The sequence below is a fragment of the Nocardia alba NBRC 108234 genome, assembly GCF_001612665.1.
Taxonomy (GTDB): Bacteria; Actinomycetota; Actinomycetes; order Mycobacteriales; family Mycobacteriaceae; genus Nocardia; species Nocardia alba.
Genome location: NZ_BDAX01000003.1, coordinates 1 through 14804, shown reverse-complemented (window position 1 = coordinate 14804; position 14804 = coordinate 1). Strand labels below are relative to the sequence as shown.

16 protein-coding genes are annotated in these 14804 nt (G+C 66.2%); all 16 read left to right on the top strand.

Annotation, left to right across the window (positions count from 1 at the left end; translation table 11 throughout):
* Window positions 1-63 precede the first annotated feature (63 nt).
* Window positions 64-1143 carry a peptide chain release factor 1 gene (gene prfA, locus NA12_RS07340; RefSeq protein WP_067447677.1) on the top strand — a complete coding sequence of 360 codons (1080 nt, stop codon included), beginning with the start codon at window positions 64-66 and terminating at the stop codon, window positions 1141-1143.
* 100 nt (window positions 1144-1243) lie between these two features.
* Window positions 1244-2119: a peptide chain release factor N(5)-glutamine methyltransferase gene (gene prmC, locus NA12_RS07335; protein WP_067447683.1), complete on the top strand. Its 876-nt coding sequence runs from the start codon at window positions 1244-1246 to the stop codon at window positions 2117-2119.
* A gap of 336 nt (window positions 2120-2455) precedes the next feature.
* Window positions 2456-3121, top strand: coding sequence for an L-threonylcarbamoyladenylate synthase (locus NA12_RS07330; protein WP_067447675.1), 666 nt, complete (start codon window positions 2456-2458; stop codon window positions 3119-3121).
* A gap of 13 nt (window positions 3122-3134) precedes the next feature.
* Window positions 3135-4265 carry an MraY family glycosyltransferase gene (locus tag NA12_RS07325; RefSeq protein WP_067447673.1) on the top strand — a complete coding sequence of 377 codons (1131 nt, stop codon included), beginning with the start codon at window positions 3135-3137 and terminating at the stop codon, window positions 4263-4265.
* Window positions 4266-4293: 28 nt separating this feature from the next.
* A complete protein-coding gene (locus tag NA12_RS07320) occupies window positions 4294-4752 on the top strand; it encodes a Cg1360 family ATP-synthase-associated protein (protein ID WP_056817905.1) in 459 nt (152 codons plus the stop codon).
* Between the two features lie 307 nt (window positions 4753-5059).
* Window positions 5060-5893, top strand: a complete 834-nt coding sequence (gene atpB / locus NA12_RS07315) for a F0F1 ATP synthase subunit A (RefSeq protein WP_132370195.1) — start codon at window positions 5060-5062, stop codon at window positions 5891-5893.
* 73 nt (window positions 5894-5966) lie between these two features.
* Window positions 5967-6215, top strand: a complete 249-nt coding sequence (locus tag NA12_RS07310) for an ATP synthase F0 subunit C (RefSeq protein WP_067447672.1) — start codon at window positions 5967-5969, stop codon at window positions 6213-6215.
* A gap of 5 nt (window positions 6216-6220) precedes the next feature.
* Window positions 6221-6787, top strand: coding sequence for a F0F1 ATP synthase subunit B (locus NA12_RS07305; protein ID WP_067447669.1), 567 nt, complete (start codon window positions 6221-6223; stop codon window positions 6785-6787).
* Window positions 6788-6806: 19 nt separating this feature from the next.
* Entirely contained in the window at window positions 6807-7619 is an 813-nt protein-coding gene (locus NA12_RS07300; RefSeq protein WP_067447667.1) for a F0F1 ATP synthase subunit delta, read from the top strand.
* 67 nt (window positions 7620-7686) lie between these two features.
* On the top strand, window positions 7687-9327 hold the full coding sequence (gene atpA, locus NA12_RS07295) for a F0F1 ATP synthase subunit alpha (RefSeq protein WP_067447665.1): 1641 nt from the start codon (window positions 7687-7689) through the stop codon (window positions 9325-9327).
* Window positions 9328-9385: 58 nt separating this feature from the next.
* Window positions 9386-10357 (top strand): F0F1 ATP synthase subunit gamma, encoded by a 972-nt coding sequence (locus NA12_RS07290; RefSeq protein ID WP_067447663.1) that lies wholly within the window; start codon window positions 9386-9388, stop codon window positions 10355-10357.
* Window positions 10358-10382: 25 nt separating this feature from the next.
* Window positions 10383-11831, top strand: a complete 1449-nt coding sequence (gene atpD, locus NA12_RS07285) for a F0F1 ATP synthase subunit beta (protein WP_067447661.1) — start codon at window positions 10383-10385, stop codon at window positions 11829-11831.
* 6 nt (window positions 11832-11837) lie between these two features.
* Complete coding sequence (locus NA12_RS07280; protein WP_067447658.1) at window positions 11838-12215, top strand: F0F1 ATP synthase subunit epsilon; 378 nt, start codon at window positions 11838-11840, stop codon at window positions 12213-12215.
* A gap of 186 nt (window positions 12216-12401) precedes the next feature.
* Window positions 12402-12833: a DUF2550 domain-containing protein gene (locus NA12_RS07275; RefSeq protein ID WP_067447656.1), complete on the top strand. Its 432-nt coding sequence runs from the start codon at window positions 12402-12404 to the stop codon at window positions 12831-12833.
* Entirely contained in the window at window positions 12830-13408 is a 579-nt protein-coding gene (locus NA12_RS07270) for a cob(I)yrinic acid a,c-diamide adenosyltransferase (RefSeq protein WP_067447655.1), read from the top strand. The genes NA12_RS07275 and NA12_RS07270 overlap by 4 nt, the downstream gene beginning before the upstream one ends.
* Window positions 13409-13498: 90 nt before the next feature.
* Window positions 13499-14779 (top strand): UDP-N-acetylglucosamine 1-carboxyvinyltransferase, encoded by a 1281-nt coding sequence (gene murA, locus NA12_RS07265; RefSeq protein WP_067447679.1) that lies wholly within the window; start codon window positions 13499-13501, stop codon window positions 14777-14779.
* Window positions 14780-14804 lie beyond the last annotated feature (25 nt).

Here is a 14804-nt window from a genome sequence, read left to right as displayed (position 1 = left end):
CCGAGAAACGGCCTTCGGCCTGAGAGATATCCCGTCTCGACCCTTCCAGTAGGAGCTCAACGCATGGCCGATCAGACGGCCCCTTCGGCCATCGACGATGTTCTCGCCGAGTACTCGGGCCTCGAGGCTCAGCTCGCTGATCCGTCGTTGCACAACGACGCGGGGGCGGCGCGGCGGGTGGGGAAGCGGTTCGCGGAGTTGGCGCCGGTGATGAGCACATATCGCAAGCTCGAGACCGTGCGTGACGATCTGGAAGCCGCCCGTGAGCTGGCCTCCGACGATGCCTCGTTCGCCGCGGAGGTGCCGGGGCTGGAGACGCAGCTGGTGGAGCTGGAGCAGGCGCTGGCCGACCTGCTCGCTCCGCGCGACCCGCACGACGGGGACGACGTGGTGCTCGAGGTGAAGTCCGGCGAGGGCGGCGAGGAATCCGCGCTGTTCGCGGCGGATCTGGCGCGCATGTACATCCGCTACGCCGAGCGGCACGGGTGGAAGGTGGAGACGCTCGACGTCACCTATTCCGACCTGGGCGGGTACAAGGACGCGACGTTGTCGATCAAGAGCAAGGACGCCGCGCGCGACGGCGTGTGGTCGCGATTCAAGTTCGAGGGCGGGGTGCACCGGGTGCAGCGCGTGCCGGTGACCGAATCGCAGGGCCGCATCCACACCTCGGCCGCAGGCGTGCTGATCTACCCCGAGCCCGACGAGGTCGAGCAGGTGCAGATCGACGAGACCGACCTGCGCATCGATGTGTACCGGTCCTCGGGCAAGGGCGGCCAGGGCGTCAACACCACCGACTCCGCCGTCCGCATCACCCACCTGCCCTCCGGCATCGTGGTGACCTGCCAGAACGAACGCTCCCAGCTGCAGAACAAGGCGCGGGCCATGCAGGTGCTCGCCGCCCGATTGCAGGCACTGGCCGAGGAGCAGGCCGACCAGGAAGCCGCGGCCGGTCGCGCCAGCCAGATCCGCACGGTCGACCGCTCGGAGCGGATCCGCACCTACAACTTCCCGGAGAACCGGATCGCCGATCACCGCATCGGGTTCAAATCGCACAACCTCGACGCGGTGCTCGACGGTGATCTCGATCCGCTGCTCGACGCGCTCGGCAAGGCGGATCGCGACGCGCGCATGGCCGCCGAGTAGTCGACGTGCGGTGTTCGGCGGCAACCCGCGTGGTCATCGGGCGCGCGATCGTGCCGAATGGCGGCGGCGGCCAGTGCCCGGGCGCCGGGGGGACCCGGTGATCGAACGACTCCCGCTGCGCCCGCTGATCGTCGAAGCGGCCGCCCGGCTGGCCGAAGCGGGCGTCGGCTCGCCGATGCCCGACGCGGAGAGCTTGGCCGCCCACCTGCTCGGCACCGAACGCATGCGGCTGGCGCTGATCCCGATGGTCGAGCCCGAGATCGCTGACCGGTATCGCGCGCTGATCGAGCAGCGCGCCGCGCGAATTCCCTTGCAGCACTTGACCGGAACGGCCGCGATGGGTGAGATCGACCTCGCCGTCGGCCCCGGTGTGTTCGTCCCACGCCCCGAGACCGAACTGCTGTTCGCCTGGGCGCTGGCCTACCTCGCGACCCTGCCGCGCGATCACGCGCCGATCGTCGTCGACCTGTGCACCGGCTCGGGCGCGCTGGCCCTGGCCATCGCCCACGCCCGCCCCGACGCCGAGGTCCACGCCGTCGAGCTCGACGCCGACGCCTTCACCTGGGCTCGCCGCAACGCCGACACCCGCATCGCCGCGGGCGACACCCCGGTCACCCTGCACGCCGCCGACGTCACCGACCCGGCCCTGCTCACCCCGCTGACGGGCCGCGTCGACTTGGTCGTCGCCAACCCGCCCTATATCCCCGAGGCCGCGATCCTCGACCCCGAGGTAGCCGACCACGACCCCCACCGTGCCCTCTTCGGCGGCCCGGACGGCCTCGATGTCATTCGGGCGATGGTCGCCCCGCTCGCCCGTCTGCTGCGTCCCGCTGGCGCGACCGCCATCGAACACGACGACACCAACGGCGGGGGAGTAGCGGCCATCCTCGCGGCAGCCGACTTCGTCGACATCGCCGAACATCCCGACCTCGCGGGCAAACCCCGCTTCGTAGTCGCTCGCCGCCGCGGGCTGTGATCGAATCCGATCGTCGCTGCGTCTGCCGATGGTGAACCAGCTCAGCCGAGGCGCAACCTGGCAAACCGTGGCTACGGACGAATCCTGTGGTCGGCCCGATGCCGACCTTCGCGGCACACTTCGAGCACTCACGGAGCGCCTGATCGCCTACCCATACGGGTAACTCGCCGGGTATGGGCGTGACCGTCGTCCAGCCGCTGACGCGCATCGCCTCGCATCGAGATCCGGCTCGAGTCGCGCGGGGGCGGGAAAGTCCCCCTAGATCCGACCGCGGGTTCGAGAGCTACACTCTTGCCGCACCTAAGACCGGCTAAATATTCGGAGAGGCGGAACAGCGTGAGTACCGTCTATGACTGTGCCGAGAGCGACGCGCGCGCCGCGGGAATTACGGCGGCCACCAGTGCGTTGAAGTCCGGTCGGCTGGTCGTGATGCCGACCGACACGCTCTACGGCCTCGCCGCCGACGCGTTCGACTCCGCCGCGGTGAGCGATCTACTGGCCGCCAAGCGGCGCGGACGGGATATGCCGGTACCGGTGCTCGTCGGGTCGTGGCACACGATCGACGGTCTGGTTTTCTCGGTACGCCCGCAGGCGCGTGACCTGATTCGCGCATTCTGGCCCGGCGCGCTGAGCCTTGTCGTGCAGGCCGCGCCCTCGCTGGCGTGGGATCTCGGGGATACCCGCGGCACGGTGATGTTGCGGATGCCGCTGCATCCGGTGGCGTTGGAATTGCTGCGTGAGGTCGGGCCGTTGGCGGTGTCGAGCGCCAACGTGTCGGGTCAGCCGCCCGCGACCACCGCCGCGCAGGCGCGTGAGCAGCTGGGCTCGCTGGCGAGCGTCTATCTCGACGGTGGCCCGGCCGAACACGCCGTGGCCTCGACAATCGTCGATCTCACCGCGGATCAGCCGCGGGTGTTGCGGGAGGGTGCTGTGTCGGTGGCCGAAATCGCGGAGGTGCTCGGGATGGCGCCGCAAGCCCTGATCAGCTCCGCGCAGCGGTGATCGCACGCCGCTGATGAGTTCAGTCGTTCCCCTGCGCGAGCTACTGCTCGTGCTGCTCGTCTCCGCCACGGTGACCTTCCTGGCCACCGGAGGTGTGCGGGTGCTCGCCATCGCGTTCGGCGCGGTGGCGGTGCCACGTGAGCGCGATGTGCATGTGAAGCCGGTACCGCGGATGGGTGGTGTCGGCATGTATATCGGCGTCGTCGCCGCGGTATTGTTCGCGCACCAATTGCCCGCGCTGCGAAGAGGTTTCGACTACGCCCCGGACATCCCGGCGGTGCTGGTCGCCGCGACGATCATCGTGGCGGTCGGTGTCGTCGACGACCGCTGGGGGCTGGACGCGCTCACCAAATTCGTCGGTCAGATCACCGCGGCGGGCGTCATGGCCGTGATGGGTCTGAGCTGGTACGTGATCTACAACCCGTTCAACGACACCACCGTGGTGCTCGACGCGTTGCAGGGCGGTCTGGTCACCGTCGGCATCACCGTCACCCTGGTGAACGCGATGAACTTCGTCGACGGTTTGGACGGCCTCGCCGCCGGTCTCGGTTTGATCTGCGCGACCGCGGTATTCGTGTTCTCCATCGGTTTGCTCTACGACCAGGGCGGTTCGGTCGATACCTATCCGCCCGCGTTGCTGGCCGCCGCGCTGGCCGGCGCCTGCCTCGGATTTCTGCCGCACAATTTCTCGCCCGCCCGAATATTCATGGGCGATACCGGCTCGATGATGATCGGTTTGATCCTGGCCGCGGTATCCACCGGCGCCTCCGGCCGAATTCCGCTACAGGGTTACGGCCCGCGCGACATTGTCGGTTTGCTCTCGCCGCTGTTGCTGGTCGGCGCGGTGATGTTCATTCCGGTGCTCGACCTGTTGCTGGCGATCGTGCGCCGGGTTCGCGCCGGCGTGAGTTTTTCCACACCGGACAAAATGCATCTGCACCACCGATTGCTCCAGATCGGACATTCGCACCGGCGCGTGGTCTTGCTGATCTATTTATGGGTCGGCGTACTCGCGTTCGGCGCGGTGGGAACTTCCCTGATGGATCGGCGCCTCGTTGTTCTGCTGGTGGCGGGCGGATTGGTGTTCGCGCTGGTAGTGACCGCGATCCCGTCCGTGCGCAGGTCGGAGTCGACGCAGCACTGAGTTCGGCCCGCAAGGTAAAGTTCGGGCCGTGAGCTTTACACCCGAAACCGTGCCAGGCCCCGACGCTCCTCTGCGCGCCGCGTTGCGCTACGGCCTGATCGGCCTCGGCGTGCTCGTCGTCGTCTCGGTGGCGATCGCCTCCGCGGTGGCCGGGACGGCCGGACTGTGGGGCGCGCTGCTCGGCGCGGCGATCGGTGGCGGATTCATCCTCACCACGGTCGTCGCGGTACTGCTCGGCGCGAAGCTGCCGCCGACCATGGCCGGTGCGGTGATGCTGGTCAGCTGGGTCGGCAAGATGCTGGTGGCACTGCTGGTGATCGTCGTGCTCAACCAGTTCGACTTCTACAGCAGGCCCGCGCTGTTCTTTACGGTGGTAGGAGCCCTGCTGATCGTCCTCGGGGCCGAGACGTACGGCGTTGTGAGCCAAAAGGTTCCGTACGTCACGACACGCGCGGGAGACAGCGAAACGGCGTCCGAGCAGGAATAATCCCACCCAGCTACACACTGTCGTAGATAGCTTGGTAAAGTGTTGGTAAGCAAGCACCCAAGCTAGAGGCTCGGCCCGACCAATTCGGGGCAATGCCTCGAGTTACCAGGGGGGATCATAACGATCCCACCCGGTGCCGCTATGCTTACTGCCGATCCGGGTGGAATGTGCCCGGTTGAAGCATGTCGACGATGTCGCCGACGCCCGAACAGAAGCCGATACGGGTTACACCGTACGAGCCGCTGTCGAATTTCGAGCCGACCAGAGTCGACCCCATTGATCGTCAATGTCCGATCGAACCGCGGGAATGACCGTCGTACCCGCGGCCCGAACACGGGAGAGAACGCTGAGCGTCATCACTTTGGCGGCGGGCGAGTTCCACGCGCCATCGCTGTCCGACTTCTTCCCTCCAGCAGTGCTGTTCGAGGGTACGCCGTTCGAACTCGATCGTCTGATGCTGGTCCGCCTGTTGATGACCGCCGTTGTGGTGATCGTGTTCGTGCTGGCTTTCCGCGCACCGAAGATCGTGCCGCGCGGCCTGCAGAACGTGATGGAAGCCGGTGTGGTTTTCGTCAAGGAGCAGATCGCCGACGAAGTACTCGGTAAGGAAAACGGTAAGAAGTTCCTGCCGTTGCTGGCCACGATCTTCTTCACTGTTCTGTTCCTGAACTTCTCCGGTGTGATTCCGGGATTGAACATCTCGTCCAATGCGCGCATCGGCATGCCGCTGGTGCTGGCCGCGATCGTCTACATCACCTACAACTTCGTCGGCATCCGGAAGTACGGGTTCTTCTCCTACATCCGCCACAGCATCGTTGTCCCCGATGTCCCGGTCGCCCTGCACGTGCTGCTGATCCCGATCGAGTTCATCTCGACGTTCATCCTGCGCCCGTTCACGCTCACCGTGCGACTCATGGCCAACATGCTGGCCGGCCACATCATGCTGGTGCTGTTCTTCAGCGCGACCTGGTTCTTCCTGTTCGACGCCACCGCATGGATGAAGGTCTTCTCGCCCTTCTCGCTGCTCGCCGGCATCGGCTTCACGCTCTTCGAGCTGCTGGTCATCGGCCTGCAGGCCTACGTCTTCGCGCTGCTGGCCGCCGTGTACATCGGCGAAGCACAGCACGCTGCCGACCACTGACCTGACTGAAACAACTACCGGAAACCTGCTACACACGCCGACCGGCGGGTGAGCAACAGAAAGGGAAAGATTCATGAGCCTCGCTTACCTGGCCCAGGAAGCCGCGAACACCGAGAGCACCTTCAAGGGCTTCGGCGCCATCGGCTACGGTCTGGCCGCGATCGGCCCCGGCATCGGCGTGGGTATCGTCGTCGGTAAGGCCATCGAGGGCATCGCTCGCCAGCCCGAGCTGTCCGGCCAGATCCGTACCACCATGTTCCTCGGTATCGCGTTCACCGAGGCCCTGGCGCTGATCGGCCTCGTCGCCGGCTTCATCTTCTGATTCCGATGCGCGAACTCATCACGCTCGCAGCTGAGGGTGGAGAGGATGTGAATCCTCTCGTTCCCGAAACGTACGACATCGTCTGGTCGATCGTCTGCGTCCTCGTCATCGGCGTGCTCTTCTGGAAATACGTGATCCCGCGTGTGACCAAGACACTCGAAGAGCGCACGGACAAGATCGAAGGCGGTATCGCCAGGGCCGAAGCAGCCCAGGTCGAGGCACAGCACACGCTGGAGCAGTACCAGCAGCAGCTGGCCGACGCCCGGCTCGAGGCCGCGCGCATCCGTGAGGAAGCACGCACCCAGGGTCAGCAGATCCTCGCGCAGATGCGCACGGATGCCCAGGCCGAAAGCGACCGCATCGTCGCCGCCGGTCACTCCCAGCTGGAAGCCCAGCGCCAGCAGATCCTGACGGAGCTGCGTTCCGAGGTCGGCCGTACGGCCGTCGACCTGGCCGAGAAGATCATCGGTCAGTCTGTTTCGGACGAAGCCAAGCAGGCGGCGTCGATCGACAAGTTCCTCAGTGAACTCGACGCCACCGAGACTGGCGCTGGCATTGGGGCCGGAAGGTAGCGACGCGAAAGTGAGAAGCATGTACGCAGCGAGCCGCGAGGCCAGTACCCGGTCTCGCGAGGCGCTTCGGGTCGCTCTGACCGGAAGCGAAACTGTTGCGGCCACAACGGGGTCGGAACTGTTCGCCGTTGTCGCCGTGCTGGACGACCAGCGTTCGCTGCGTGTGGCGCTCGCGGACGCCTCGGTGCCGGGTTCGGCGCGCGCTGAACTCAGTGAGCGGGTCTTCGGCGGCAAGGTCAGCATTGCCACGCTGGCAGTGCTGACCACCGCGGTGGCGCAGAACTGGTCACGCACCCGCGATCTGGTCGACACCCTGGTGCTGCTCGGGCAGGAGGCTCTGCTGGAGTCGGCTGCCGTCGGTGGCCGACAGGACGCGGTGGAGGACGAGCTGTTCCGGCTCGGACGCATCGTCGACGACAACCCGCAGCTGGAGCAGGCCCTCTCCGATCACGGCAAGCCCGCCGCGGCGCGGCGCGAACTGATCGAGCGGCTGCTCACCGGCAAGGTCGAGCCGGTCACTCTGGCGCTGGCCGAGCAGGCGGTGACCCGCCTGCGGACCAACAACATCGGCGTCGCCCTCGACGCCCTGTCCGATCTGGCGGCGGCCCGTCGTGACCAGATCGTCGCCCACGCGCACTCGGCGGTCGAGCTGACCGGTTCGCAGAAGGAGAAGCTGTCGGCTTCCCTGCAGCGGATCTACGGCAAGGCGGTCACCGTGCACGTGCAGGTCGACCCGACGCTGCTGAGCGGCGTCGTCGTCCGCGTCGGAGACGACGTGATCGACGGCAGCGCCACCGGCCGACTGGAGAAGCTGCGCCGGGCACTGTCCTGAAAAGGGCAGTTCTTCGCAGTATTTTCCGCCCCCCGACATTCGAGACCACAGCGAGAGCAGGAACAACATGGCGGAGCTGACGATCTCCTCCGACGAGATCCGTAGCGCGATCGAGAGCTACACCCAGAGCTACACCCCGGAAACCTCCATCGAAGAAGTCGGCCTCGTGACCGATACCGGCGACGGTATCGCGCACGTCAGCGGTCTGCCTTCGGCGATGGCCAACGAGCTGCTCGAGTTCCCCGGCGGGGTTCTCGGCGTCGCGCTGAACCTCGAGGACACCGAGATCGGTGCCGTCATCCTCGGCGAGTACGCCTCGCTGGAAGAGGGCCAGCAGGTCCGTCGCACCGGCGACGTGCTCTCCGTCCCCGTGGGTGACAAGTTCCTCGGTCGCGTCGTCAACCCGCTCGGCCAGCCGATCGACGGCCTGGGCGAGATCGAGAGCGACGAGCGCCGCGTGCTGGAGCTGCAGGCCGCGACCGTGCTGGAACGTCAGCCGGTCGAAGAGCCGCTCGCCACCGGCATCACCGCGATCGACGCGCTGACCGCCATCGGCCGTGGTCAGCGTCAGCTGATCATCGGCGACCGCAAGACGGGCAAGACCGCCGTCGCGATCGACGCGATCCTGAACCAGAAGGCGAACTGGGAGTCCGGCGACGCCGACAAGCAGGTTCGCTGCATCTACGTCGCGATCGGCCAGAAGGGCTCCACCATCGCGGGCGTCAAGACCGCGCTCGAGGAGCACGGCGCGATGGAGTACACCACGATTGTGGCGGCCCCTGCGTCGGATTCCGCCGGCTTCAAGTGGCTGGCTCCGTACACCGGTTCGGCCATCGGCCAGCACTGGATGTACCAGGGCAAGCACGTCCTCATCGTGTTCGACGACCTGACCAAGCAGGCCGAGGCGTACCGCGCCATCTCGCTGCTGCTGCGTCGTCCGCCGGGCCGCGAGGCGTACCCCGGTGACGTCTTCTACCTGCACTCTCGCCTGCTGGAGCGTTGCGGCAAGCTGTCCGACGCCATGGGCGCGGGCTCGATGACCGGTCTGCCGATCATCGAGACCAAGGCCAACGACGTCTCGGCGTTCATTCCGACCAACGTCATCTCCATCACCGACGGCCAGGTCTTCCTCGAGTCCGACCTGTTCAACAAGGGCGTCCGCCCGGCGATCAACGTCGGTACCTCGGTCTCCCGTGTCGGTGGCGCCGCGCAGACCAAGGCCATGAAGAAGGTCGCCGGTTCGCTGCGTCTGGAAATGGCGCAGTATCGCGAGCTGGAGGCGTTCTCCGCCTTCGCTTCCGACCTCGACGCCGTGTCGCTGGCACAGCTCGAGCGTGGCGCCCGCTGGGTCGAGCTGCTCAAGCAGGACCAGTACGCCCCGGTCTCGGTCGAGGATCAGGTCGTCTCGATCTTCCTGGTCGACGCCGGTTACTACGAGTCGGTGCCGGTCGGCGACGTGCGTCGCTTCACCAACGAGCTGCTGGAGTACCTGCACGGTGCGACCCAGTCCTCGTTCGACGCGCTCGAGGGTGGCAAGAAGCCGCTCGGCGGCGAGGCCGCCGACGCGATCAAGGCCGAAACCGACAAGTTCAAGCAGGGCTTCCTCGATTCGGACGGCAATCGCATCGTGAACGAGGCCGCCGCGGGCGAGCTGGACCACGAAGAGGTCGAGTCGCTGTCGGTCACCCGCAAGCACGTCGACAAGTAAGCCGGGTCATGATGTCGGCAATTTCCGATCTGGCGAATGAAGGGAGTGTGAACCGCTAGTGGCAAGTTTGCGCGAATTGCGCTCCCGCATTCGTGGTGTGAATTCGATCAAGAAGATCACCAAGGCTCAGGAACTGATCGCGACCTCGCGAATTTCCAAGGCCCAGGCCAGGGTGGCGGCTGCCAAGCCGTACGCCGAGGAGATCACCAAGGTCCTCGGTGAACTGGCGAGCGCTTCGAAGAACCTGTCACACCCGCTGCTGACCGAGCGTCCCAACGCTCGTCGGGCCGCTGTCCTGGTGATCACCAGTGACAGCGGTATGTGCGGTGGCTACAACTCGAACGTGCTCAAGCGTGCCGAGGAGCTCATGACCTCGCTGCGTAACGACGGCAAGGAACCCGTTCTGTACGTGATGGGCAGCAAGGGCCTGACGTACTACCGGTTCCGCAACCGTCCGTTCCAGGCGTCGTGGACCGGCTTCTCTCAGCAGCCCAAGTACACCGACGCGTCGGCCGCGTGCCAGCACCTGGTCGAGGCCTTCATGGCCGGCTCCGAGAGCGAGGTCCCCTCGCTGGACGGCACCGGAACCATCGCGGGCGTCGACGAACTGCACATCGTGTACACCAAGTTCGTGTCGATGCTGACCCAGAGCCCGGAGGTACGTCGCCTGGCGCCGATCCAGGTCAGCTTCGTCGACGAGAACTACGAGCTCGGCGACGACATGATGTCGGACTCGCCGAACGCGGTGGCCACGGCACAGTACGAGTTCGAGCCGGACGCAGATGTGTTGCTCGGGGCTCTGCTGCCCAAGTACATCAACACGCGTATCTACGCATCGTTGCTCGAGGCAGCGGCATCCGAGTCCGCGGCTCGGCGCACCGCAATGAAGGCGGCGACCGATAACGCCAACGAGCTGGCCAATGTGCTCCAGCGCGAGGCGAACTCGGTGCGTCAGGCCCAGATCACGCAGGAAATCAGCGAAATCGTCGGCGGCGTCAACGCGCTGGCGTCGAGCTCGGACCGCGACTAAGAAGCGCAGGAAGAGAACCAATCTAATGACCGCAGCTGTCACTCAGGACAACGCGAAGAAGGCGGGCGAAACCGCTGGTCGCGTCGTCCGTGTCATCGGCCCCGTCGTGGACGTCGAGTTCCCGCGTGGCGCCATCCCCGAGCTGTTCAACGCTCTGAACTCCGACATCGAGCTCCCGTCGGTGGCCAAGACCCTCACCCTCGAGGTCGCTCAGCACCTCGGCGACAACATCGTGCGCACCATCTCGATGCAGCCGACCGACGGCCTGGTCCGTGGCGCGACTGTCACCGACACCGGCAAGCCGATCTCGGTGCCCGTCGGCGACGTCGTCAAGGGCCACGTGTTCAACGCCCTCGGTGACTGCCTCGACTCTCCCGGCCTCGGCCGCGACGGCGAGCAGTGGGGCATCCACCGGCAGCCGCCGAGCTTCGATCAGCTCGAGGGCAAGACCGAGATCCTCGAGACCGGCGTCAAGGTCATCGACCTGCTGACCCCGTACGTCAAGGGCGGCAAGATCGGTCTGTTCGGTGGTGCCGGTGTCGGCAAGACCGTGCTGATCCAGGAGATGATCACCCGTATCGCTCGCGAGTTCTCGGGCACCTCGGTGTTCGCGGGCGTCGGTGAGCGTACTCGTGAGGGCACCGACCTCCACCTGGAAATGGAAGAGATGGGCGTCCTGCAGGACACTGCCCTCGTCTTCGGCCAGATGGACGAGCCGCCGGGCACGCGTATGCGCGTCGCCCTGTCCGCGCTGACGATGGCGGAGTACTTCCGCGACGTCAAGGGCCAGGACGTGCTGCTCTTCATCGACAACATCTTCCGTTTCACCCAGGCCGGTTCCGAGGTCTCGACCCTGCTGGGTCGCATGCCTTCGGCCGTGGGTTACCAGCCGACGCTGGCGGACGAGATGGGTCAGCTCCAGGAGCGCATCACCTCGACCAAGGGTCGCTCGATCACCTCGCTGCAGGCGATCTACGTCCCCGCCGACGACTACACCGACCCGGCGCCGGCGACCACCTTCGCCCACCTGGACGCGACGACCGAGCTTTCGCGCCCGATCTCGCAGAAGGGCATCTACCCGGCCGTCGACCCGCTGACCTCGACCTCTCGTATCCTCGAGGCTTCGATCGTCGGCGAGCGCCACTTCCGGGTTGCCAACGAGGTCAAGCGGATCCTGCAGAAGTACAAGGAACTGCAGGACATCATCGCCATCCTCGGCATGGACGAGCTCTCCGAAGAGGACAAGGTCCTCGTCGGTCGCGCCCGTCGCCTGGAGAAGTTCCTCGGTCAGAACTTCATCGTCGCCGAGAAGTTCACCGGTCAGCCGGGCTCGGTGGTTCCGCTGGAGCAGACCATCGACGACTTCGACCGTGTCTGCAAGGGCGAGTTCGACCACTACCCGGAGCAGGCGTTCAACTCCTGCGGTGGTCTCGACGACGTCGAGGCAGCCGCGAAGAAGATCCTCGGGAAGTAGTCCACTATGGCGGAGATGACAGTTGATCTCGTAGCTGTCGAACGCAAGCTCTGGTCCGGCCAGGCTTCGTTCGTCAGTGCGCAGACCACCGAGGGTCAGATCGGCATCATGGCAGGCCACGAGCCGCTGCTCGGTCAGCTCGTCGAGGGCGGCACGGTTTCGATCGTGTCGACCGACGGTGAGCGGATCGTCGCCGCGGTGCACGGCGGCTTCTTCTCGGTCACCGCCGACACCGTGCGGGTGCTGGCCGAGTCCGCGGAACTCGCGGGCGAGGTCGACGTCGACGCGGCACGCAAGGTGCTGGCCGACGCGAGCGCCACCGACGTGGAGCTGCGCGCGGCGCAGGGCCAGGTGCGTGCGGTCGAAGCGACCGTCACCGACTGATCGCAGTAGTACGACGCTCTGCCGGCGAGGAACTTCGGTTTCTCGCCGGCAGAGTTGTTTGTCCCGCTTTTTCGTGGGGATGGACGATCCGGCCGGAGCGCCCCGTTGTGGGCGTGATTGAATATCTGTGCGGGGGTGTCTTGGGCACCGGTAAGAGCGAAAGGGCGTGCGGCATTGCAAACCGGGATGGTTCTCCTGATCATTCTGGTGCTGACGCTCGTGTTCGTGGCCGGTGCTTCGACCTACCGGCTGGTGATGTTGCGCCGTGGGGGCACGGCCGCACTCCTACGCGCACTGCCCGCGCGCGGTGGCCAAGGCTGGCGGCACGGGCTCATTCGCTACGACGAGGATCGCCTCGTCTTCTTCAAATTGACCAGCCTGAAATTCGGACCCGACTCCACGGTGCATCGGCAGGGCCTCGAGATCGTCGAGCGCCGATCACCGCAGGGCGACGAATTCGACATCATGAGCGATGACATCGTGGTGGTAGCCGTCACCGATCCGCACAGCAATTTCGAGCTCGCGCTCGATCGCGGTTCGATGGCGGCTTTTCTGTCCTGGGTGGAGTCGCGACCGTCCGATCGCGCCCGCCGTACTCGTGGAGGAGGGCCCGCGTGAGCGTGCACCTGACCCGGATCTACACCCGCACCGGTGACGACGGTACAACCGGCCTCAGCGATTTCTCGCGCGTCGCGAAGAACGACCCGCGGTTGATCGCCTACGCCGACTGCGACGAAGCGAACGCGGCCCTCGGTGTCGCGGTGGCGCTCGGTGCGCCCGAGCCCGGCGTGCTCGCGGTGCTGCTCCAGATCCAGAACGATCTGTTCGACGCGGGCGCCGATCTGTCCACCCCGGTTGTCGACGAGCCGAAGTACCCGCCGCTGCGCATCACCCAGCCCTATATCGACCGGCTGGAGAAGTGGTGCGACGAGTTCAACGACGGTCTGGCACCGCTGAATTCGTTCATCCTGCCCGGCGGTACACCATTGGCTGCGTTGTTGCACACAGCCCGCACTGTGGTGCGGCGCGCCGAGCGATCCGCGTGGGCGGCCGTCGAAGCGCACCCCGACGACACCGGTGTGTTGCCCGCGAAATATCTGAACCGCCTCTCGGACCTGCTGTTCATCCTCAGCCGGGCCACCAATCCCGCCGGTGATGTCCTGTGGCAGCCCGGCGGCGGGCTGCCACGCTGAAAGCGACTCTCCTACGCGGAGAATCGGTTGGTTTTCCGTTCTTTCGTGGCAGGGGGCGTGTTGTCGCGTGACGGTCGATAAGGTGGCGTGGTGAGCGAACGGTTTCTGGTCTCCGGCGGCAATCGACTCGTCGGTGAGGTCGCGGTCGGCGGCGCGAAGAACAGCGTGCTGAAGCTGATGGCTGCCTCGTTGCTGGCCGAGGGCACGACCACCATCACCAACTGCCCGGACATCCTCGATGTCCCCCTGATGGCGGAGGTGCTGCGCGGCCTCGGCTGCGATGTGACGATCTCCGACGATGTCGGCGGCGACAACTCGGTGGTGACCATCGAGACCCCCGCCGAACCCAAGTACCACGCGGATTTCCCCGCGGTGACCCAGTTCCGCGCGTCGGTCTGTGTGCTCGGTCCGCTGATGGCGCGCTGCAAGCGCGCCGTGGTGGCGCTGCCCGGTGGTGACGCGATCGGTTCGCGTCCCCTCGATATGCACCAAGCGGGGCTGCGTCTACTCGGCGCGACCAGCGAGATCGAGCACGGTTGCGTCGTCGCTCGCGCCGACAAGCTGCAGGGCGCGCGGATCCGCCTCGACTTCCCGTCGGTGGGTGCGACGGAGAACATCCTGATGGCCGCGGTCCTGGCCGAGGGGGAGACGGTTATCGACAACGCGGCGCGCGAACCCGACATCGTCGACCTGTGCACCATGCTCGTCCAGATGGGTGCGCGGATCGAGGGTGCCGGTTCCTCGGTGCTCACCGTGCAGGGCGTCGACAGCCTCTCGCCCACCACGCACCGGGTGATCGGTGACCGTATCGTCGCCGCCACCTGGGGCATCGCCGCCGCGATGACCACCGGTGATGTCCGGGTCACCGGCGTCAACCCCAAGCATCTGGCCTTGGTGCTGGACAAGTTGCGCTCGGCCGGTGCGCGAATCTCCTACGAGCCCAACGGTTTCCGCGTTGTACAAGCCGAGCGTCCCCGCGCGGTGAACTTCGCGACACTGCCGTTTCCCGGTTTCCCGACCGATCTGCAGCCGATGGCCATCGGCCTGGCCGCCATCGCCGACGGCACGTCGATGATCACCGAGAATGTCTTCGAGGCGCGGTTTCGTTTCGTGGAGGAGATGATCCGGCTCGGCTCCGACGCCCGGACCGACGGTCACCACGCGGTGGTCCGCGGGATTCCGCGGTTGTCCAGTGCGCCGGTCTGGTCTTCCGACATCCGGGCGGGCGCGGGTCTGGTGCTCGCCGGCCTGGTCGCTGATGGCGTCACCGAAGTGCACGACGTCTATCACATCGACCGCGGCTACCCGAGGTTCGTCGAGCAGATGCAAGCGCTCGGGGGGCAGGTCGAGCGGGTAGATGTGCCGAAATAGGCCGCTGACCAGCCGATTTGACTTA